We start from the raw sequence: 20,616 nt of genomic DNA, 5'->3' as shown, positions 1-20,616 counted from the left end.
CTCTCCTATCTCTTCTTTATGCTCTTATTTTATAAAATGAAAACGCTTTATTTAATAGTCTTTTGTATTTAAAACATGTTATAATGTTTCCTAGGAGGATTGAAATGAATATTCTGAATATCTATAACGAGCTTGATAGTCACAACTTTGACCTAAATGTAGACCATTACGGTGCCGAACAATGTGACAAGGGCTATTCCTTCGGTCCTACTATCCGTGATAATTTTGTCCTGCATTTTATTACAAAAGGAAGAGGAAAAATTCTTGTTGACGGAAAAACAAGCTATCTTGCTGCAGGCGATTTGTTTATTCTTCCAAAGGATGTTTCCATTTTCTATCAAGCTGATGATATAGACCCGTGGACCTATATATGGGTTGGTTTTAGTGGTTCACGAGCAAAAGACCTACTTAATCAAAGTCAACTGCTAGAAAACTACTACCTCCACTCCAATCTAGAGTCACCAATTCTAGGCTACATGCATCAGATTAACCATGTTCAGATGCATCCCATCCCCTCTATCACAGAATTGGTCTTAATTGGCTACCTCAACCAACTCTTAGCAGCACTCATCGAGGAATTTCCCAGTGAAACATTAATTAAGCCTGAAACACAAACCAAGCACTATGTTCAGCAAGCCATCAAGATGATCCATAACCACTATGCCCATCCAATTAAAGTTGCTGAAATAGCAGATTTTCTAGCTTTAAGCCGAAGTTATCTCTATAAAATTTTTAAGCAGGAAACTGGCTATTCTATCAAAGATTATATTTTACAAGTAAAAATGAATCGTGCTTGTCAACTATTAGAAGATGCTTCTCGGAGTATCACTGAAATTGCCTATTCTGTCGGATACCAAGACCCTCTCACCTTCAGCGCGGCCTTCAAAAATTATTTCCATATGAGCCCGACAGAATTTAGAAAAACACAAAAAAATAAGGATTAGGTGATTTTACTCACACCTAGTCCTTATTTCTTTATCCAAAAACCTTACCAAGTCGCTGACAGGCTTCTTCAATCATGTTGAATGGTGCTGCTACATTCAGACGTGCATGATACTTACCTTCCTTACCAAAGGTCAAACCATCATTCAAAATCAACTTTGCTTTACAATGAAGAATATCAAAGAGCTCCGTATGCTCTAACTCATAAGCAGAAAAATCAAGCCAGATGAGGTAGGTTCCCTGGGGCTTCATGACCTTGATCCTTGTATGGGTTGTCAAATACTCCTCAACAAAGTCTATATTTCTCTCCAAAATAACCTTCAACTCCTTCAACCACTCATCTCCATAAGTGAAAGCAGCTTCTGTGGTTAACAAGCCAATCGTTGGAATCTCGTGCTGATTATTTATCAATTGACGCTTAGCGAAAGTCTTGCGAATGCTTGGATTTTCAATGATTGCAAAGCTATTTTTTGTACCAGCGATATTGAAGGTCTTGGTCGCAGATGATAAGATGATTGAAAACTCTTTAAAACTTTCATCCACTGTGTTAAAGGAATAATGCTTGTGACCATACAAGGTCAAATCTTGATGTATTTCATCTGAGACAAGGATAACACCATGTTTCTGACAAAGACGTCCAATGGCCAACACTTCCTCTCTTGTCCAAACTCTACCACCTGGGTTGTGGGGATTACAGAAAATATAGAGTTTCACTTGATTCTCTACAATGTCCTTTTCAAGCTGGTCAAAATCAATCCTAAAAACACCATCCACATCAACTAGTGAATTGGTGACTAGCTGACGATTGTTTAATTTTACAGTCCGCGCAAAGGGTGGATAGACAGGTGTATTAATTAGGACTGCATCCCCTTCTTCTGTCAAAGCTTGAATAGCCACAGATAAGGCAGGAACAACTCCTTCGATGAGTAGAATAGACTCTCTTTCAATCTTATAGCCATGCTGTCTATCTTCCCAGTCAATAATAGACTGATAGAGGCTGTCACTAGCATAAGGATAACCAAAAACATGATGATCTGCGTAGTCACGGATAACTTGGCGAATTTCTGGTAGAGGCTCAAAGTCCATATCTGCTATCCACAAAGGTAAGAGTTCTTTATCCGTCTCTACTTTTCTCCATTTTTCCGCATGCTGGGATAGACGATTCGGACTATCTATAAAATTATACTGTGTCATATCTTATCCCTCCAAGGCTGTTTTTAAATCTACAATCAAGTCTTCAGCATCCTCTATACCAATAGACAGACGAAGCAAATCATCTGTCAAACCGTAAGAATGACGGGTTTCAGCTGGAATGTCTGCGTGGGTCTGAGTGGCTGGGTAGGTAATCAAGCTTTCCACTCCTCCCAAACTTTCAGCAAAGGTAAAGACTTTCAGGGTGTTGAGAATATAGGGAATCCGACTTTCATCTACCACCTTAACCGAAATCATCCCACCTTTTCCTGTGTAGTAAACTTGCTTGACTGCTGGACTCTTCTCCAAATAGGCAACAATTTTCTGAGCATTTTGTGTCGCCCGCTCCATTCGAAGCGAGAGGGTTTTGAGTCCACGCATGAGTAAGTAAGAATCCAGTGGAGATAGGGTTGGACCCGATGTATTTTGGTCATAAAAGAGCTTATCATATAGGGCTTGATCATTGGTCATCAAAGCGCCAGCTAGTACATCATTATGCCCAGATAGGTACTTGGTCGCTGAATGTAGGACAACATCCGCTCCTAGTAAGAGAGGATTTTGGTAGATAGGGCTGTAAAAAGTGTTATCGACAATCACCTTAGCACCTTTGGCATGGGCGATAGCCGAAACCTTAGCGATGTCAAACTCCACCATGAGTGGGTTAGTCGGTGTCTCCAGATAAACATAGTCTGTCTCTTCGGTGATGGCTGCAATCAGCTCCTCCTCGGTGTTTGCATAGGTAAATTGAAATCTACCGATACTCTCTTGCTCATTGAACCAGCGGAAGGAACCACCGTACAAATCACGCGCCGCTACTACTTGACTCCCTACAGGAAAACCATTAAAAAGTAAGACCAGAGCAGCCATTCCCGAGCTCGTTGCTAGGGCATAGTCGGCCTTTTCAATAGCTGCCAAAGTCGTCTCTAGACTGGCACGTGTCGGATTTTTTGTTCTCGTGTAGTCATAACCTGTCGATTGACCAAACTCAGGGTGTTGATAGGTCGTCGAAAGGTGGATAGGGGAAATCAATGCACCTGTTCTCTCATCGCTATTGATGCCCGTATGCGCTAAAATCGTATCAATCTTATAATCTGTCATAACATCTACTCCAATCTAACTTACAATATAGTCTAGCATGAAATAGGAGATTTGGTGTGAAAAATATCCAAAAATACTTATAGAAAAATAGCAAGCTTTGTTATAGTTTTTCTTTATAACAACATCTCCCCCTTACATATACTTGCTGGATTATCCATTATTAATTTGATATAATGACAGAGAGGTGGTTATTATGAAAATCAGATTCAACAAATACTTCTACCGTTTCAGTAATTTTTATTCTATGGTGTTTTGGATTTGTTTTCTGCTACCAACTGCCAATGATAGCTTTGATCAGTGGCCACTCTGGTATACAAGCCTAATTCTAATAATCATTCCTATTCATATTTTCAGAGCTTTTTTCCTAAAAGAAGAAAAGGAGCTCACTCGCATAGGTTATATCTTCTATATCGGATTGATTGTATTGATTATTTTCCTGCGTTTTATTTTAGGTAAATAGCTGAAAGGAGACAAGAATGTTTAAACAATTCAATAAAACATTTTATCGGACCTGGGAATTTTACTTGTCTCTTGCCTGTATCCTACAAGTGATTTATGCTGCTGTAAATGGACCATTTGGGTTTATCCATTTTCTCAAGCTTGGGCTTGGGCTTTATGCTGGTTACCTTGCCTTCTTCAAACCTCGTAGCTGGATTAAAAAAACATGGCAAATTTATCTGACGATTAGTTTTATTGTCGCTTGGACAAGCATTTACTTCTTTGTACTGTGAGGATTTTCAATGTTTAAGGAATTTAATAAAGAATATTATCGGAGTTTGAACTTTTATTTAATGATATTGTTGTTATTAGGTAGCATAGGAGAATGGCTAGACAAAGGGCCTACCCTCTGGCTTGTGCTCTTGCTTTTTGCTTTCGTCAGTACAGCCCGCAGTGCCTTTTGGTCTAAAGAATGGACCTTAAAAGCAAATTGGCAAATCTATCTCTGCATCGCATTCTTGCTTGTCGGGGCTTGGGTAGAATTTTTTGTTTAAGAGTTGGGAGTAGGAAAGAACTCGACTAAGTCCAAAAGAGTTCGTCAACAAGTCCTTATTTCCAGTTGTTGAGCTGAAACAGTCTATTCCCAGACTGTTTCACTCCCACCCCCGCATAGCTCCAACAGTCAGAGTAGTGACTGTTGGAGGTTGGAGATAGAGCGAACAAGGTTCGTTACAAAAAGGTTTAGTGAACCTTTTGAGGTTGGAAATAGAGCGAACTTTGTTCGCAACAGTCGTAATGGTCAGATTTGGAGTGTAAAAAACGAACAAATCTGCCAATCAACCACTGCGCTGAGATGTTGACACGAACACTGAGAAGTGGGCTAGGGCTTTTTGCCCAGCCTCTTTTCATTCAAAATATACAGTGATTTTCATTCAAAGATGGTATAATATACCTATGCAAAAAAATGATTTACTAGACGGAGAGCGAATTGACCAGCTCTTCTCAACTGATGTTCAGATTATTCAAAATCGGGAGGTTTTTAGCTACTCGATTGACAGTGTCCTGCTCTCGCGTTTTCCAAAAATGCCTGCTCAGAAGGGACTGATTGTCGATCTCTGTAGTGGAAATGGGGCCGTGGGTCTCTTTGCCTCCACTCGCACCAAGGCTCAGATTATTCAGGTCGAGTTGCAGGAACGCTTGGCGGATATGAACCGCCGCTCCATTGCCCTCAACGGTCTGGAGGAGCAGGTTTCGGTTATCAATGACGACTTGGCGAATCTGCCCCAATATGACCTACGGTCCAAGGTTGATTTGATACTCTGCAATCCTCCCTACTTCAAGGTGGATAAAGAGTCAAACCTCAATGAAAGCGAGCATTATCTTTTAGCCAGACACGAGATTGCAACCAACCTAGACAGCATTTGTCAGGTGGCACAACAGGTACTCAAATCCAATGGTCGCTTGGCCATGGTTCACAGACCCGATCGATTTTTAGATATTTTGGACACACTAAGAACCTACAAACTTGCTCCCAAACGCATCCAGTTTGTCTATCCCAAGGCCAGTAAGGAAGCAAATATGTTGCTGATTGAGGCTATCAAGGACGGCTCGGTAGATGGTCTACACATCCTGCCACCTTTGGTTGTCCACGAGGAAAATGGCGACTATACTCCGGCTATTCATGAGATTTATTATGGAAAATAAGGCCTACTTGTATGTTTTGGAATGTGCCGACGGGAGTCTTTATACTGGTTATACGACGGATGTGGAGAAGCGGCTTGCTACCCATAATCGTGGGAAAGGGGCCAAGTACACCCGCGCACGCTTACCTGTCAGCTTGGTCTACCAAGAAGCCTTTACCAGCAAACAGGAAGCTATGTCTGCCGAGGCTTTGTTTAAGAAACGCAGTCGGCAGAGTAAATTAGATTATATCGCAGAAATGACAAAAAAACCTCGTACAAAATAGTACGAGGCTTTTTATTTAAAATACTTCCAAAATTGTATCAATTTTCCCCATAGCTTCTTCAAAAATAGCCTGAGCCTGGCTTGGATCGGCCGATTGTCCTTCGATAAAGACCTGATGAATATCTTCAAAGCCTAAAAATTCAAAGATAGACTTGATGTACTGGGCAGCTGGATCCTGACCTGCATAAACACCACCATTTGACTGGATGTGCAGGAGCTTTTTATCCTTGACCAAACCGATAGAGCCTTCTGGACCATACTTAAAGGTCAGGCCTGCTACATTGATGGTATTGACCCAAGATACCAACTGACTTGGCACATTGAGATTCCAAAGGGGATTGACCACGACAATCTTATCTGCTGCAAGAAATTGTTGGGTCAAGGCATTGTAACGGTCCAATCGCTCTGCTTGCTCAGGGCTGATAGCTTCGCCTTTTTTAGCTGCTCCCATAGATTCTAACAAAGGCTTATCCAAAGCTGGAATCTGGTCTTCAAAAACATCTACTATTTCAATCCGATCTTCTGGGTGCAAACTGGCGTACCGAGTTTGAAACTCTTCCAAAGCTCGCAAGGCGTAGGACTTTTGTGCGTCGAGGGGGTGAGCCTTTACAATTAATACAGTTGCCATTGTTCATCTCCTTTGTTACTAATTATTGATAATTATATTCTACTCTTTTTGATTTGAAATTCAAATCATTTGCTCGAAGCAAAAGGCTGGTCTCCCAGCCTCTGCTTTTTTAGATTGTTTTATTATTTTAAATAGGTGTAAGCGACACAGTCCAGGCTATCAACGGCTGTAAAGCCAATTGCCTCATAGAAAGACCGTGTTTTCTCAGTATTGTCCGTCAAGAGATGGAGTTGATAAATACCTGGAAAATGGGCAATGGCCCTCTCCAAAAGAGTGCGACCAATTCCCTGACGCTGATAGGTTGGCAGAACCAAGATGTCCTGAATAAAAACGATTGAATGCCCGTCACCAACTGCCCGCAAGAGACCCACTAGACGGTCACCATCAAAGGCAGCAAGAACGAGCAGACTATGTTCCAAGGCCTTCTGTAACATGGTAGGCCGGTCAGTATATCCTGTCCAACCCACAGAAGCATAGAGGTCAAGGACAGCTTGAAAGTCGAGTTGAGGATTTTGTTTGTAAGTAATCATGATGTTCTCCTTTGTATTTTTTTTAGAATACAAAGGTTCTATCCATTGTCAAAATGCCCATGGTCTTTCCTCCTGTTTTGCTACTTCTAGTATAACAAAAAACGCTCCAATTATGAAGCGGTTTCAACTTTATCTCTCCCCTTTATTGCGAATCACAAAGCCTGTTTTCTTTTCACTTGATGTGCGTTGGTGTGGTTTTTTGTTGTCTTGACGGCGGTTATCGCGCTTGAACTTGTCATCGCGACGGTTGCGGTCGTTACGATCACCACGGCGTCCTCCGCGGTCTCGGTTGCGGTCACCGTCACGACGGCCACCACGGCCACCCTTGCTCTTAGCTTGACCAGGTGCAAACTTGAATGGCAATGGTTTTTCACGTGCGATTTCCACTTCTGGCAAGCTATCTGGATCTTGTACGGTCAGACTGAGTACGTAGAGTGCAAGCTCTTCTGGTGTAAATTCAGCTGCCAATTTGACTGCGTCTTTTTTAAATTTATCAAAGTTTCCACGAATGGTATCGTCTGCAAAGTCACGTTCAATCTTCTTCAAAGCAACTTTTTTCTTGGCTTCAAAGGCCTCTTCAGCTGTCGCTGGCTTGAGCCCCTTCATACGTTTCTTGGTCAAATCTTCGATGATTGCCAAGTAGCCCATCTCGTTTGGCGAAACAAAGGTAATAGACTGACCTGATTGACCCGCACGACCTGTACGACCGATACGGTGCACATAGCTTTCTGGGTCCTGTGGAATATCGTAGTTATAGACATGCGTTACACCTGAAATATCCAATCCACGCGCCGCAACGTCCGTCGCAACAAGGACATCAATCTGGTCGTTTTTAAAGTCACGAATAACACGTAGACGTTTGTTCTGGTCCAAATCTCCGTGGATACCTTCTGCACGGAAGCCACGCAGTTTCAAACCCCGAGTCAATTCATCGACACGGCGCTTAGTACGACCGAAAACAATAGACAATTCAGGCTGGTCAACGTCCATAAGGCGTGTCATGGTGTCAAATTTTTCATGTTCTTTGACACGGACATAGTATTGGTCAACGTTCACATTGGTCAATTCCTTAGCCGCAATCTTAACATGCTCAGGCTCTTTCATGAACTTGACACCGATACGCTTGATTGGCTCTGGCATAGTTGCAGAAAACAGAAGGGTTTGACGGCTTTCTGGTACACGTTCGATGATTGCTTCAATATCGTCCAAGAAGCCCATGTTGAGCATTTCATCAGCCTCATCAAGAATGAGGGTTTCAACACCGTCAAGCTTGAGGGCCTTGCGTTTGATCAAGTCCAGTAAGCGTCCTGGTGTACCAACAACGATGTGGGCACCTGAGCGAAGGGCCTTGATTTGTTTTTCAATGCTTGATCCACCGTAAACAGAGCGGACTTTCACACCCTTTTCACGACCAAATTTGAAAAGCTCTTCCTGACTCTGCACCGCCAACTCACGCGTTGGAGCAATAATCAAGGCTTGAATTGCTTGATTGTTTGTATTAATCTTGTTGAGAGTTGGCAGACCAAAGGCTGCAGTTTTCCCTGTACCCGTTTGTGCTTGACCAATCACATCTTTTCCTTCCAGAGCAAGCGGAATGGTTTGCTCCTGGATAGGTGACGGCGTTTCAAAACCTGCCTTCTCAACGGCAAGCAAAATATCTTCTGATAATTGTAGATCTGTAAATTTCAATTATGATACCAAGTGCGTTAAGAAAACAAGGTGAAAATAGGAGACTGACGCAGTGGAAAAGAATAACAGCACTATTCTTATTATAGGTCAACATCTCAGAGCAGTGGTTGATTGGCTTTAACAGTCTGGGAGACTGTTAAAGGTTGGAGATAAGATTTGCGAAGCAAATCTCAGCAATTCGTATTACATACTCCAAATCTGACCGAATCAACTGTGCGGGGGTGGGAAGACGAACTCCATCGCTTTCTAGTTCTGTCCCACTCCCTATCTTTTTCACGAAGTTTTTAGCACGGGTTCGAATGCTCTTCCCGAACTAGTTTCCTAACGCATTTCCTTTCTTTTACAAGGCAGTGCGAAGCTACCTTATCTAACTTTTTTTGTAACAAGATATCAGGGTCGAACCACTGATATTGGATTTGCAACTTACCAAGTATAACACAATCTAACAATAATAGTTAATATTTACCTTTAAAAAGTCAATAATACGTTTTCATGAGGAGTCCATCATTTTTATAGATATTTGAATTAGCTTTGATACATCGATACTTTCGGTTTGCCCTACTCTAGTACCAGCTCCTTGTCTGAAAGTTATACTCTTCGAAAATCAAAATCAGACGTTGTTGACTTGATTTGATAAACTTCAGTTCTATCTGCATCTGCGTCGCCTAGTCTGTTTTTGATTTTCATTGAGTATTAATTCATTCGACTATAAGAAAAGAGAAAACTAGTTATACATGCACAACTGGGTTTCTCTTGTATTTTTATTTATGATTATTCTTTTTCAATACTTGCAAGAACCAGTCCAAACTTTTACTGATAATGACAACCATTACCAATGTCCAAAATGTTTTTACAAGCCCAATTTTAAAAGCCAAAGGAGTTACCACAAATACATCAAAAATGAGAATAACGGTGGAAATCTTCCATTTGAAATATTTATTACACAACAATGCAATAATATCACTTCCTGCCGTGGACCCGTTTCCATAAATGACTAGAGCCATTGATAAACCTGTTACCAATCCCGCCAAGAGAGCAGAGGGAATCAGGGGCAACCATTTTATTTGCAGAAAAGTCGTATAATGCATGGTTAAGGACATAGTAGCAACCGCTAAGAAAGTATAGAAAACCGTTAACTTACTCAAAAAGCGATAGGCTAATACAATCAAAATCCCATTCAAAACAAAACTGGACAGACTTGTTTCAATCCCTGTCGTATAAAACAAAAGTAGGGTAACACCAGTAATCCCACCTTCGCCAAATTCATGTGGAATGATGAGCATATTCAAAACAAGGGCATATAGGATTGCCCCAAAACATATCAATAAGCAGTCTCTCCATTTTATCTGCATCATATCCTCTCCTCACAAACAGTCCACCTTAGTATATCAAAAAAAGCAGAAAGCGGATATCCACTTTCTGTACTTTTTTCCTATTTTCCTAAGACAGCTGAAGCCAGTGCTTTTTGAATAGCAATGACACTCTTATCGCTCTTAAACTGAAGAATTTCAGCAGGTTCAACAGCCGATGAAATCCATATTTTCAGCTCGGCATCTAAGTCAAAATGACCAGAGGTTTCTACCGTAAAGCGTGAAATCGAGCGGTAAGGAATCGATTTATAAGATACCTTTTTCCCAGTCATTCCTTGCTTATCGACCAAAATCAATCGATATTCTGTAAAAACAATCAAATCACGAACCAGACTAAACGCCATCTCAACCTGTTCATTATCCAGTAGAACATGCTCCAATTCCTGTTCAATCTTATCATTATCCATTTGCGAGGCATTACCTAGTAAACCTGAAAATAGTCCCATAATATGACTCCTTTGGTATTTTTCTATAGTATAACATAAAATAATGAAAATAGGCTACTTTGTCCTTGTCAATCATACATCACAACACTTCCGTTCTCCTTCTTTATCTACTTCTGTAAGGCGAGGAGGCTCGACACTTCTTCCCTCACTCTCTACACTAATATAGCCATTGACAGAGCAAACAAACTATAGTATATTGAAAAAGGGGGAACAGAAGGAGAATATTATGGAAAACACAGCTACTCAAGCTTTCGAAGAACTCGTTGCGGAACAGAAAAAGAAACGTAATCGCGTCCTTAGAATTATTATCACACTCTTTACCGCTATTATCGTATTTTTTGCCTGTCTTGCATTATTCAAATATAATAGTGGCAACATTAGCGGTACGTGGCGCAATTCCCAAGCTGAACAAGATATTGTCGAAACCAGTATCAAGGAATTGCAAAATCAACTTCCAGGTATCGATAAAACGTGGATTGATGCAACTTATACGATGACAGTCGTAGATAAGAAAGCTGTCTTTACCGCTACAACAAGTTTTGATATTCCTAAAATCGCAAAATTAACCTTGGATCAAGCTTACAAGGTAATGTTAGAGGAAGCACAAAAAGAAGCAAGTTCTCTAGGAATTTCCGTAGAAGAATACTTAACAACCGCTCTCGGAGCAGACTATGAAAAGCACTTGAAATCATTTCTACCTACACAAGCTGAGGCGGAAAAAGAATTTCATAAGTACCAAGACGAGTATGCTAAAGAACTAGGTGCCACATACAATCAAGAAACTGGTACTATCTCAGCTACCTTTTTCGAGGGAGAAGTCGATCGGCTCTTCCATACCGTGACCATTACAAAAATTAATGACGCAGCCATCAACCAGCTAACTACATATGATATTGCTGTAAAAGATATTATTTCCTATTCTCGCAAGGGAAATACCACCATTATTAACGGAAATGAAGAATTTACTCTAGAAAAATAACAAAACAAGGACGAGTTGTACAAAGCTCGTCCTTTTATGATTTTCATATCAAGATGTAGCCTATATACTCAGAAGCTTGTAATGCTTGATTGCTTTAAGGACTTTAAACATCATAACTCAATCTTCTCATCAAAAACGGATAAGAATGATTCACTTTGTGAATGAGTAACCACTATCAACAATTTCTCTTTAATATTAGAAAGAGTCTCTGCAATAAAAGCCTCATTCTCACTATCTAACCCCGTTGTTGGTTCATCAAATAGTAAGACCTCCGCATCTCTATAAAGGGCCCGCGCCAAATCAAATCTCCGCTCTTCACCACCCGATAGTTGTTTAGAGGAGGATAAAGGCGTATCGAATCCAGCCTCCTGTCTCTCAAACCAGTCCAGCAACCCTACTTGTTCTAAACATTTCAGGGCTTTAGCCTCATCCAAAGTTTCAAACAGTGTCAAGTTATCTCCTATAGTTGTTGCAAAAATAGCTGTTTTTTGTGGTAGATAATACATCTTATCAAAATAGGAAGCCTGAGCCACTTCTGAAAGATTAATCTGATTTATGAAAATCGCCCCCTCATCTGGTGATTGAACACCTAGCAAGAGTCTCAGCAATGTCGTCTTCCCACTACCACTTTTACCAACGATAGCATATTTTTTATCAGCAAGAAATTGATAAGAAAAGTTGTCAAATATAGGGTGTTGTTGATTATGGGAACTAACCCTATCTAAAGTTAAAGTCCTTATAGGTTCTGTCAACTCTTGTTGGACTTTGTCTTCATGTGGTTGTCCTTTCAGAATATTCGTCAATTCTTCCACGACCGTTCGACTAGCAAGATACTCTGTAATCAGTCCTGACATGGTTTGAATGGGACCAGCAACCGTTCCCATTAGTGTGGTCATAGCAATCAAGTCTGAAATTTTCAGCATCCCTTGGAAAACAAAGATACCTCCAATAATCCATGAACCAGAATAGACAATACTACTCAAACCGTAAGATACTGCATAGGTTTGAGATTGCTTTTTGGAAAATAGGATGGCTCTTTTAGCGTATTCTTGACTAGAAGTCTCTAGGTTCTTTTCAAAGACTAGCGTAATATTACTAATACGTATGAAAGAAAATGCTTGTACAAACTCACTAAATCGTTTTAAATAGACATTTTTCTCTTCTTGACTTTCTTTAGTCGTATGAGCCAAAATTTTATTATTTATCAACGGTGCTAAGAAAGGGATAAAACAAAGCACCAACATGATAATAGTCATTGTTCCTTGCAAGTAAAGTGCTCCAATTAAGGAGAAAGTAAATACAAGGACACTCGTTACCATTGATAAACCTGGTATTAAAAAGCCATTTTCTAATACATCTAAATGATTCACTAAAACACTTACCCTATCTGAGCTTGCTTTTTCTTCAAATTGAGCAATATCCTCTACTGCATAGGTTGCAACCAACTCATTTCTTGTCAATTCCATGATACGATTGACCAATTTAAACTTGAGATAGCGTGGTAAATAATCAAAATAAATATCACAAATGAAGAATCCAACTGCTATAAGAGAACTTATCAAAAATACCTGCTGATTTCCAGACAAAGCCGACTCAGAAACCCGAGCATAGACGAAACCTGTCGCTGCTAAAATCAGAGCATAAACAACTGAAACCAAGCTATAGATAAAAAATTCTGAACGACACTTTTTTAGGTAATGGAACATTGCTATCGGCACCTCCGATTGATTCGAGTATTTGCTTTTAATACAATTATATTAAAATATTGTTTTTTTTGCAAAAAATCCCCCATAGAAGCGAGGTAAAAGAAAAGGATCGGATTAACCGAGCCTTATTCCTCTATTATTTCGAGTAGATAGTGATTTTCAAAGCTGATTACTGACTTTACGCAAAGAAACTCAAGAATAAAACTAGGCAAGGAGCTGAAGATTGAACTAGAGGTTCATCGAAGCAACTTAACGAAGTTTTAGCTTGATTTTCAAAGCTGAACAGCTGTAAGCTGATACCATCAGCTCCCATCTCCCACCTTTCACCTCGCTTGACATCTCTAGGCTCAGGCTGAAACAGTTCCCCGAACTGTTTCACTCCACCCAGACTTTATTCAACGGTAAACTGACTGCCGTCAGTTCCCATCTCCCGATAGCAAACATCTCCCAGATGTTTGCTACATCTTCTCTTCCAACTCCACATCCGGATATTTGTCCGCGAACCAGCGGAGGGCGAAGTCGTTTTCAAAAAGGAAAACTGGTTGGTCAAAGCGGTCTTTGGCTAGGATGTTGCGGCTTGATGACATGCGTTCATCCAGGTCTTCTGGCTTGATCCAGCGGACTGTCTTTTTACCCATTGGAGTCATGACTACTTCGGCATTGTACTCGCCTTCCATGCGGTGTTTGAAAACTTCAAACTGGAGCTGACCAACTGCCCCCAGCATATACTCGCCCGTCTGGTAGTTCTTGTAGAGCTGGATTGCACCTTCTTGCACCAGCTGCTCGATTCCCTTGTGGAAGGATTTTTGTTTCATGACATTTTTAGCAGAAACTTTCATGAAAATTTCAGGGGTAAAAGTCGGCAGCGGTTCGAATTCAAACTTGTTCTTACCTACGGTCAAGGTATCTCCTACCTGATAGGTCCCTGTATCGTAAACCCCGATAATGTCACCCGCTACTGCATTTTCCACATTCTCACGGGACTCTGCCATGAACTGGGTCACGTTGGACAACTTAGCCCCCTTGCCTGTACGAGGCAGGTTGACCGCCATACCGCGTTCAAATTCGCCCGAAACCACACGGACAAAGGCAATGCGGTCGCGGTGACGAGGATCCATGTTAGCTTGAATTTTGAAAACAAAGCCTGAAAAGTCTTTGTTGAGTGGATCAATGACATCACCAGTTGTCGTTTTGTGTCCATGTGGTTCTGGAGCAAACTCCAAGAAGGTATCTAGGAAGGTCTGCACACCAAAGTTGGTCAGGGCTGAACCGAAGAAAACAGGAGTCAAATCACCGTCCAAAATCGCCTGTTCTGAAAATTCATTCCCAGCTTCCGCCAGAAGTTCAATATCATCCAGAACTTGTGCATAAAAGGGGTTAGAACCAAAGAGCTTGTCACCCTCGTCCAAGTTGGCAAACCGCTCGTCACCTCGGTAGAGTTCCAAGCGTTTGTTATGGAGGTCATAGAGACCCTCGAAGGATTTCCCCATACCAATCGGCCAGTTCATTGGATAGCTGGCGATGCCCAAGACTTCTTCCAACTCCTGCAACAAATCAAGTGGCTCACGACCGTCACGGTCCAACTTGTTGATAAAAGTGAAAACAGGAATGTTGCGGTGCTTAACAACCTCAAAGAGCTTTTTGGTCTGGGCCTCGATACCCTTGGCAGAGTCCACCACCATGACAGCCGCATCCACCGCCATCAAGGTCCGATAAGTGTCTTCTGAGAAGTCCTCGTGCCCTGGTGTATCTAGGATATTGACCCGCTTGCCTGCATAGTCAAACTGCATGACAGATGAGGTAACAGAGATACCACGTTGTTTCTCAATATCCATCCAGTCAGATTTGGCAAAGTTACCAGTCTTTTTCCCCTTGACCGTACCTGCTTCACGAATCTCACCCCCAAAGTAGAGCAACTGCTCGGTAATCGTGGTCTTACCCGCGTCCGGGTGAGAGATGATCGCAAAGGTGCGGCGTTTCTTGATTTCTTCTTGTAGTGACATAATGTTTCCTTTTCATTTTTTTGTATTTTGATTCATAGCAGAGCTGAGCTCTTATCCTATTCGATTTACATTGGATTCATCCTTATTCTTTACTAGACAACTCTCTTATTATATCGGAAATAAGGGAATTTTTCAAACTATTGAAGAATAGGTCTACAGACCTATACTGTTGTATTATAAATATGTTACAATAAGTATGAGATGTATTCTATATACTAGAAAAAGAAAGATAAAATAATGAACAAACAAATAAAAGGTTTATCAACCAAGGAAGTACAAAAACGTATTCAAAACCAGCAAACCAATCATTTTAAGACAAAGACCAGTGCCAGTAATTGGGAAATCTTCAGACGAAATGTGTTTACATCTTTTAACGCACTCAATTTTGCCATTTTCTTAGCCTTACTAGCTGTTCAGGCATGGTCCAACCTTTTCTTCTTCGGAGTTATTGTCCTCAACGCTGTTTCAGGAATGCTGACAGAATGGCGAGCACGACGAATGATTGACAAACTCAACCTGATGAACAAGGATTTTATCCGAGTTGTTCGTGACAGTGAGACAATCTCTATTGCACCAGAAGATATTGTCTTAGATGATGTTCTCTTGCTGTCTGCTGGCGAACAAGTTCCTAGTGATGCTATTGTTTTAAAAGGTATAGCCGAGGCAAACGAGGCCATGTTAACCGGTGAAAGCGACTTGATTGTGAAAAATACTGGGGCTGAATTATTGTCTGGTAGCTATCTAGTTAGCGGACAGATTTATGCAAAAGTCATCCATGTTGGCGCAGAAAACTATGCCAATAAGCTCATGCTTGAGGCGAAAACTCACAAACCTATCGTCTCGCGTATTCTTTACAATATGGATAAAATTGCTAAATTTACAGGAAAAATTATCATCCCATTCGGACTTGCTCTTTTTCTAGAAGCCTTTCTCATCAAACTTCTTCCCTTAAAAGACTCAGTTATTACCAGCTCTACTGCCCTACTAGGTATGTTACCAAAGGGAATTGCTCTGCTGACCATCACTTCTCTCTTAACTGCCGTTATCAAACTGGGAATGAAAAATGTCCTCGTACAAGAAATGTATTCCGTCGAAACACTTGCCCGAGTTGATATTCTTTGTTTGGATAAGACCGGAACGATTACTCAGGGAAAAATGACCGTCGAAAACCTGCTCCCCTTAACCAACCATTATTCACTTGACACTATCCAACAGTTACTCGCTACCTATATCCAGACAAGTGAGGATACTAATTCAACAGCTCAGGCCATTCGAAAAGAATATGGTGATTTAGAGCACCACTATAAAGCTAGTCACATCATTCCATTTTCTAGCGATAGAAAATGGGGAGCAATGACAATAGAAAACATTGGTCACATTTTTCTAGGGGCACCAGAAATGTTACTAACACAAAATCCTCCTTCTGTTTCTGAGGCACAGGCTCGTGGTTCCCGTGTCCTGATTCTTGCGCTTAGCCAACAGTCCCTTCCTTCTTCTCAAAATCAGCTACCTGAGAATATTGAACCTCTAGCTCTATTAGAAATTGCCGACCCAATCCGAGAAGACGCCGCAGAAACACTGGCCTATCTTCGCTCGCAAGAAGTGACACTAAAAATAATCTCTGGTGACAATCCTGTGACGGTCTCACACATTGCCAGGGAAGCTGGATTTGCTGACTACGATAGCTATATCGATTGTTCCAAAGTTGACGACGAAGAACTAATTGCCAGAGCTGAAACAACCGCCATTTTCGGTCGCGTATCCCCACATCAGAAAAAATTGCTCATCCAAACCCTCAAAGCACAGGGACATACTACTGCAATGACCGGTGATGGGGTCAATGATATTCTTGCACTACGCGAAGCTGATTGTTCCATTGTTATGGCAGAAGGTGATCCCGCTACCAGACAAATCGCCAATCTAGTCCTCCTAGATTCTGAATTTCGCGATATTCCTGAGATTCTCTTTGAGGGACGACGCGTTGTTAATAACATCTCCCACATTGCTCCCATCTTTCTTATCAAAACAATCTACTCTTTCTTACTTGGCCTTATCTGTATCGCTAGTATTGCCCTAGGTAAAGCAGAATATTTGTTAGTTTTCCCATTTATTCAAGTACAAATGACCCTCATTGGTCAATTTGTCGAAGGTTTTCCTCCTTTTATCCTAACTTTTGAACGAAATATCCGCCCTGTAGAAAAACATTTTCTCAGAAAATCTCTTCTCTTAGCCCTACCAAATGCTCTCATGGTTGTTCTCAGTGTCCTTATTTTCCATTTAATGCAAGTATTTGGATACTTAAACTTGCATGACATGCAAACCCTCTCTTATTATGTTCTTGGTTCAACAGGTCTACTGGCTGTCATTCGTGCCTGTTTGCCACTGACAAAAGCTCGACTGGCTCTTATTATTTATTCCGTTTTCGGTTTCTTCATCAGCTCCCATTTCCTACATGGTCTGATTGAAATCCACCCCCTAAACAGTCACACATTGCCAATCTATTCTGGATTAATGCTCATTTTTATCCCTGTCTTTTTCTGGATTAGCTACAAACAAGGCGCATTTAAAAACTAAAAATAAGACTTGAAAAACTAATTTCAAGTCTTATTTTTTCAATATATGCGAATTCATTTGTTTGCTTTCTTTTTTCAAATAGGCAATTAACATAGCTTGTATACTCAAAATAGAGAAGCAGAGTAGGCAAGTTACCAAGAAGAAATTCAAAGGAAGATTATTAGTATTCACTAAAGGTGCCTGTCTCAAAAATCCATAATTTCCGCCAGTTAAAAAAGCTACTCCTAGAATCAGCATATTCATAATAAGCGTATATTTCACTACCTCTTTTCCCTTCAACATCTCCCCTTCTAAATCAGATAACAGGTACAACATACAATTAACCGTCAAGGCGTAGTGACCAATAACAAAAGTAAAGAAGGTCAGATGTGGAAATGCAAATGGGTCAAATACTGGATGAATAAAGGCCGCAAGCGATCCAAAAAGACCCAGATAGGCAAAATAACGTTTCAAAGGTCCGGGCTTCGCCCAAAGAATAAAGAGCATGGCCAAGCGACAATGATAAAAAGGAAGACTCTCTGAAAGAGGAGAATCAGCTACGATATACCAAGTATAAAGGGAGACAATCTGTATAAATTGAAGCCACCAAAAAACAATATGAAACCATCTTTTTTGATAACAACAAAAACAAAGATGGAGCATGAAAAACCAAATAATCATGAGAAACAGATGTTCCAATACGTTCAGGTTCGGTGCTTCAGAAATCTGATTGCTGAAAAAATCACTCATCTTATTAAAATCCTCTCTTTCCCCAAAAGTTAGTATATCAACTTTTCGATGTTTTGACAAGACTTGCTAAAAAAGAGAGGTCTCGCCTCTCTACTTTTCTATTGCTTCCACCACTTTCCCAAGATTCATGGAATTAGAGCCTTTAAAGAGGATTTGGTCCTCTTTTCCTAGACTTTCCCTAACCTGTTTAACCAGATCTTCAAATTGGTCCTGCTCTGCATTTTTCCTAAAGAAATAGACTTTTCCAATCGGGAACATCTGACTAGCCAACTGGGCCAGACCTTCAATATCCTGACCGTAGAAAATGACGGTGTCTAGCACATCAGGCGACAGGCTCAAAATCATCTGATTGTGGAGGTCAACGGACTGGCTCCCCAGTTCTTTCATGTCTGCCAAAACGGCTATTTTCTTGCCGCCGTCGTTTGCGGGAATGCTAGAGAAGGTTTCCAAAATCAAACGCATAGCGGTTGGGTTGGCATTGTAGACATCGCTGAGAATATCTGCTCCGTTTGCTGCCTTCTTCCACTCCGTACGGTTGCGGGTCAAGTTCAGACCAGCTAGGGCTGACTTGATTGCTTCATCTGGCACACCCAAGGTCTTACCTACGTAGCTTGCTACCATAGCATTGGTGGCATTGTACTTGCCCGTTACTGGAAGGAAAATGTCGCCGTCCATAAAGTTGACGGTGAAGGTCAGGCTATCTTTTGACTCGACAAGACTAGTCACCTGCAAATCAGCCTGCTCACCGAAACGAATGAGGTCTACATGGCTCGGCAAGAGCTTATCCGCAATCGGATCTGCTGGGAGCAGCAATTTACTTCCCGCTGCCATGCCGTCCGCAATCTGTAATTTTCCTTTGGCAATCTCTGCTCGTGAGCCGAAAAATTCCAGATGGGCTTCGCCAAATAGAGTAATAACCGATAGACTTGGTTTGGCAATTTCAGATAGGAGATGAATGTCGCCCAAGTGGTCTTGGCCCATTTCCAAGACCAGTTTTTCTGTATCATCAGGCATGTGGAGGACGGTGTATGGCAGACCGATTTCGTTGTTGTAGTTGCCTTGTGTCTTGTAAGTCTTGTAAGTCGTCGCCAGAACATCGTGAATCATGTCCTTGGTGGTCGTTTTACCATTTGATCCTGTCACAGCAATGACTTCTACCCCTGTTTTCTCTAGGTAGTAGGCCGCTAATTGTTGAAGCGCAGCCAAGCAGTCCTCTACTCGAATGTGCGGAACATCAAGGCTGATTTCAGACAGGGTTACTGCGCAGCCATTTTCAAAAGCAACAGGAATAAAGTCATGACCGTCACGCGCTCCCTTGAGGGGAACAAAAAGATCCCCTTCTGTAATCAGGCGACTGTCGAACTCCACCTTGTTAAGGGCTCTATCGGGATAAAGACTAATATTATTTTTTGCGCCCAAGACCTGAGCGACTTCGTGTAGGGTTAATTTCATTGTTTTCTCCAGTAAACTAAAGGCTAGGTTCACCCCCACACCGCTTCTCAAAATTTGCGTCAACATCTCAGCGCAGTGGTTGATTGGTAGATTTGTTCGTGTTTTACACTCCAAATCTACCTAATCAACTGTGCGGGGGCGGGAAGACGAACTCTTTTTTGACAAGTCGAGTTCTTTCCCGCTCCCATTATACCATTTTTTATCGAACTTGAGTGAGGACACCATCTTTCATCTCATATACCTTGTCGCATTTTTCAATCATGCGCTGGTCATGCGTTACCATGATGATGGATTTGTTCCGTTCTTTGGCTTCCTTAGCTAATAACTCAACCACTTCAAAAGCGCGATTACTGTCTAGACTGGCTGTTGGTTCATCAGCTAGAATCAAAGCTGGATCGTTATAAAGTGCACGGGCAATAGCTACACGCTGACGTTCTCCGCCTGACAAATCCTTAGGGAACTTGTTTTTGAGATGGTTCACACCCAATTCAGATAGGAGTTCGTTTCGCTTGCTCGGATCAGCTTTCTTATTGACCTTATCAACCAAGGTTAATTGTTTTTCGACTGTTAAAAATGGAATCAAATTGGAAGCCTGCAAGACAAAACCAATGTCCTTATAGCGCAATTTGGCACGTTTTTTCTCAGGTAAATCAGAATAGTCCGATTGATTGATTAAAACACGACCAGTTGTCGGTGTTTGTAAACCACCTGCCAAGGTCAAAAAAGTTGATTTACCAGACCCGGACGGTCCGATGATAGCAACAAATTCGCCTTCTTCAATACTAAAATTAGTCGGTTTAAGAGCCGTAATGGTTTGACTGCCATCTTGGAAGGTCTTACTAATATTTTCAAAAATAAGTGTTTTCATAAGAACCT

19 protein-coding genes are annotated in these 20,616 nt (G+C 41.3%); 7 read left to right on the top strand and 12 right to left on the bottom strand.

Annotation, left to right across the window (positions count from 1 at the left end; all coding sequences use genetic code 11):
- The first annotated feature begins 104 nt into the window (after positions 1-104).
- Positions 105-944: an AraC family transcriptional regulator gene (locus NOL38_RS04845; protein WP_277941533.1), complete on the top strand. Its 840-nt coding sequence runs from the start codon at positions 105-107 to the stop codon at positions 942-944.
- 31 nt (positions 945-975) lie between these two features.
- Here the strand turns inward: NOL38_RS04845 and NOL38_RS04840 are convergent, their stop codons facing one another.
- Together NOL38_RS04840 and NOL38_RS04835 are read right to left on the bottom strand one after the other, a co-directional pair.
- Entirely contained in the window at positions 976-2,136 is a 1,161-nt protein-coding gene (locus NOL38_RS04840; protein ID WP_277941532.1) for a MalY/PatB family protein, read from the bottom strand.
- A gap of 3 nt (positions 2,137-2,139) precedes the next feature.
- Positions 2,140-3,231 (bottom strand): cystathionine gamma-synthase, encoded by a 1,092-nt coding sequence (locus tag NOL38_RS04835; protein ID WP_277941531.1) that lies wholly within the window; start codon positions 3,229-3,231, stop codon positions 2,140-2,142.
- 476 nt (positions 3,232-3,707) lie between these two features.
- On the opposite strand from NOL38_RS04835, the gene NOL38_RS04830 reads away from it, so the two are divergent.
- From NOL38_RS04830 to NOL38_RS04815, 4 genes are all read left to right on the top strand, one after another.
- Entirely contained in the window at positions 3,708-3,962 is a 255-nt protein-coding gene (locus NOL38_RS04830; protein WP_277941530.1) for a hypothetical protein, read from the top strand.
- 9 nt (positions 3,963-3,971) lie between these two features.
- Complete coding sequence (locus tag NOL38_RS04825; RefSeq protein WP_277941529.1) at positions 3,972-4,223, top strand: hypothetical protein; 252 nt, start codon at positions 3,972-3,974, stop codon at positions 4,221-4,223.
- A 400-nt stretch (positions 4,224-4,623) separates the two neighbouring features.
- Entirely contained in the window at positions 4,624-5,373 is a 750-nt protein-coding gene (locus NOL38_RS04820; protein WP_024401771.1) for a tRNA1(Val) (adenine(37)-N6)-methyltransferase, read from the top strand.
- The gene (locus NOL38_RS04815; protein WP_024401770.1) at positions 5,363-5,635 is read left to right on the top strand and encodes a GIY-YIG nuclease family protein; all 273 of its coding nucleotides are present in this window, start codon (positions 5,363-5,365) and stop codon (positions 5,633-5,635) included. Before NOL38_RS04820 ends, NOL38_RS04815 begins: the two co-directional genes overlap by 11 nt.
- Before the next feature lie 15 nt (positions 5,636-5,650).
- On the opposite strand, the gene NOL38_RS04810 is transcribed toward NOL38_RS04815, so the two are convergent.
- The 5 genes from NOL38_RS04810 to NOL38_RS04790 all read right to left on the bottom strand — a co-directional run bounded on the left by NOL38_RS04810 (position 5,651) and on the right by NOL38_RS04790 (position 10,297).
- A complete protein-coding gene (locus tag NOL38_RS04810; protein WP_024401769.1) occupies positions 5,651-6,262 on the bottom strand; it encodes an FMN-dependent NADH-azoreductase in 612 nt (203 codons plus the stop codon).
- A gap of 122 nt (positions 6,263-6,384) precedes the next feature.
- Positions 6,385-6,792, bottom strand: coding sequence for a GNAT family N-acetyltransferase (locus tag NOL38_RS04805; protein WP_044673871.1), 408 nt, complete (start codon positions 6,790-6,792; stop codon positions 6,385-6,387).
- Between the two features lie 129 nt (positions 6,793-6,921).
- A complete protein-coding gene (gene cshA, locus NOL38_RS04800; RefSeq protein WP_277941528.1) occupies positions 6,922-8,481 on the bottom strand; it encodes a degradosome RNA helicase CshA in 1,560 nt (519 codons plus the stop codon).
- A 761-nt stretch (positions 8,482-9,242) separates the two neighbouring features.
- Positions 9,243-9,836 (bottom strand): YitT family protein, encoded by a 594-nt coding sequence (locus NOL38_RS04795; RefSeq protein WP_277941527.1) that lies wholly within the window; start codon positions 9,834-9,836, stop codon positions 9,243-9,245.
- Positions 9,837-9,913: 77 nt separating this feature from the next.
- A complete protein-coding gene (locus NOL38_RS04790) occupies positions 9,914-10,297 on the bottom strand; it encodes a PH domain-containing protein (RefSeq protein WP_002936200.1) in 384 nt (127 codons plus the stop codon).
- Positions 10,298-10,523: 226 nt separating this feature from the next.
- Between NOL38_RS04790 and NOL38_RS04785 the strand changes: the two genes are divergently transcribed.
- Positions 10,524-11,276: a hypothetical protein gene (locus NOL38_RS04785; RefSeq protein ID WP_105154230.1), complete on the top strand. Its 753-nt coding sequence runs from the start codon at positions 10,524-10,526 to the stop codon at positions 11,274-11,276.
- A gap of 110 nt (positions 11,277-11,386) precedes the next feature.
- Here NOL38_RS04785 and NOL38_RS04780 read toward each other — a convergent pair whose 3' ends face one another.
- Both NOL38_RS04780 and NOL38_RS04775 read right to left on the bottom strand, forming a co-directional pair.
- Positions 11,387-12,982: an ATP-binding cassette domain-containing protein gene (locus tag NOL38_RS04780; protein WP_277941526.1), complete on the bottom strand. Its 1,596-nt coding sequence runs from the start codon at positions 12,980-12,982 to the stop codon at positions 11,387-11,389.
- 458 nt (positions 12,983-13,440) lie between these two features.
- Positions 13,441-14,985, bottom strand: a complete 1,545-nt coding sequence (locus NOL38_RS04775) for a peptide chain release factor 3 (protein WP_014637690.1) — start codon at positions 14,983-14,985, stop codon at positions 13,441-13,443.
- Between the two features lie 237 nt (positions 14,986-15,222).
- Here NOL38_RS04775 and NOL38_RS04770 point away from each other — a divergent pair, with 237 nt between their 5' ends.
- On the top strand, positions 15,223-17,559 hold the full coding sequence (locus NOL38_RS04770) for a cation-translocating P-type ATPase (RefSeq protein ID WP_277941525.1): 2,337 nt from the start codon (positions 15,223-15,225) through the stop codon (positions 17,557-17,559).
- 30 nt (positions 17,560-17,589) lie between these two features.
- On the opposite strand, the gene NOL38_RS04765 is transcribed toward NOL38_RS04770, so the two are convergent.
- The 3 genes from NOL38_RS04765 to NOL38_RS04755 form a co-directional block, all read right to left on the bottom strand.
- Positions 17,590-18,288 carry a YwaF family protein gene (locus tag NOL38_RS04765; protein WP_277941524.1) on the bottom strand — a complete coding sequence of 233 codons (699 nt, stop codon included), beginning with the start codon at positions 18,286-18,288 and terminating at the stop codon, positions 17,590-17,592.
- A gap of 90 nt (positions 18,289-18,378) precedes the next feature.
- Positions 18,379-19,740, bottom strand: a complete 1,362-nt coding sequence (locus NOL38_RS04760) for a UDP-N-acetylmuramoyl-tripeptide--D-alanyl-D-alanine ligase (protein WP_277941523.1) — start codon at positions 19,738-19,740, stop codon at positions 18,379-18,381.
- A 199-nt stretch (positions 19,741-19,939) separates the two neighbouring features.
- Entirely contained in the window at positions 19,940-20,608 is a 669-nt protein-coding gene (locus NOL38_RS04755; protein WP_024384899.1) for an ABC transporter ATP-binding protein, read from the bottom strand.
- Between the last annotated feature and the right edge of the window lie 8 nt (positions 20,609-20,616).

The sequence above is a fragment of the Streptococcus suis genome, from assembly GCF_029616525.1.
In the GTDB taxonomy this organism is placed as follows: domain Bacteria; phylum Bacillota; class Bacilli; order Lactobacillales; family Streptococcaceae; genus Streptococcus; species Streptococcus suis_AF.
This window is presented reverse-complemented; position numbering and strand designations above follow the sequence as displayed.

Excerpts from the sequence above, each read along its gene's own strand:
- NOL38_RS04845 (WP_277941533.1), top strand. The coding sequence starts at position 105 with ATGAATATTCTGAATATCTATAACGAGCTTGATAGTCACAACTTTGAC.
- NOL38_RS04840 (WP_277941532.1), bottom strand. The coding sequence starts at position 2,136 with ATGACACAGTATAATTTTATAGATAGTCCGAATCGTCTATCCCAGCAT.
- NOL38_RS04835 (WP_277941531.1), bottom strand. The coding sequence starts at position 3,231 with ATGACAGATTATAAGATTGATACGATTTTAGCGCATACGGGCATCAAT.
- NOL38_RS04830 (WP_277941530.1), top strand. The coding sequence starts at position 3,708 with ATGTTTAAACAATTCAATAAAACATTTTATCGGACCTGGGAATTTTAC.
- NOL38_RS04825 (WP_277941529.1), top strand. The coding sequence starts at position 3,972 with ATGTTTAAGGAATTTAATAAAGAATATTATCGGAGTTTGAACTTTTAT.
- NOL38_RS04820 (WP_024401771.1), top strand. The coding sequence starts at position 4,624 with ATGCAAAAAAATGATTTACTAGACGGAGAGCGAATTGACCAGCTCTTC.
- NOL38_RS04815 (WP_024401770.1), top strand. The coding sequence starts at position 5,363 with ATGGAAAATAAGGCCTACTTGTATGTTTTGGAATGTGCCGACGGGAGT.
- NOL38_RS04810 (WP_024401769.1), bottom strand. The coding sequence starts at position 6,262 with ATGGCAACTGTATTAATTGTAAAGGCTCACCCCCTCGACGCACAAAAG.
- NOL38_RS04805 (WP_044673871.1), bottom strand. The coding sequence starts at position 6,792 with ATGATTACTTACAAACAAAATCCTCAACTCGACTTTCAAGCTGTCCTT.
- NOL38_RS04795 (WP_277941527.1), bottom strand. The coding sequence starts at position 9,836 with ATGATGCAGATAAAATGGAGAGACTGCTTATTGATATGTTTTGGGGCA.
- NOL38_RS04790 (WP_002936200.1), bottom strand. The coding sequence starts at position 10,297 with ATGGGACTATTTTCAGGTTTACTAGGTAATGCCTCGCAAATGGATAAT.
- NOL38_RS04785 (WP_105154230.1), top strand. The coding sequence starts at position 10,524 with ATGGAAAACACAGCTACTCAAGCTTTCGAAGAACTCGTTGCGGAACAG.
- NOL38_RS04780 (WP_277941526.1), bottom strand. The coding sequence starts at position 12,982 with ATGTTCCATTACCTAAAAAAGTGTCGTTCAGAATTTTTTATCTATAGC.
- NOL38_RS04775 (WP_014637690.1), bottom strand. The coding sequence starts at position 14,985 with ATGTCACTACAAGAAGAAATCAAGAAACGCCGCACCTTTGCGATCATC.
- NOL38_RS04770 (WP_277941525.1), top strand. The coding sequence starts at position 15,223 with ATGAACAAACAAATAAAAGGTTTATCAACCAAGGAAGTACAAAAACGT.
- NOL38_RS04765 (WP_277941524.1), bottom strand. The coding sequence starts at position 18,288 with ATGAGTGATTTTTTCAGCAATCAGATTTCTGAAGCACCGAACCTGAAC.
- NOL38_RS04760 (WP_277941523.1), bottom strand. The coding sequence starts at position 19,740 with ATGAAATTAACCCTACACGAAGTCGCTCAGGTCTTGGGCGCAAAAAAT.
- NOL38_RS04755 (WP_024384899.1), bottom strand. The coding sequence starts at position 20,608 with ATGAAAACACTTATTTTTGAAAATATTAGTAAGACCTTCCAAGATGGC.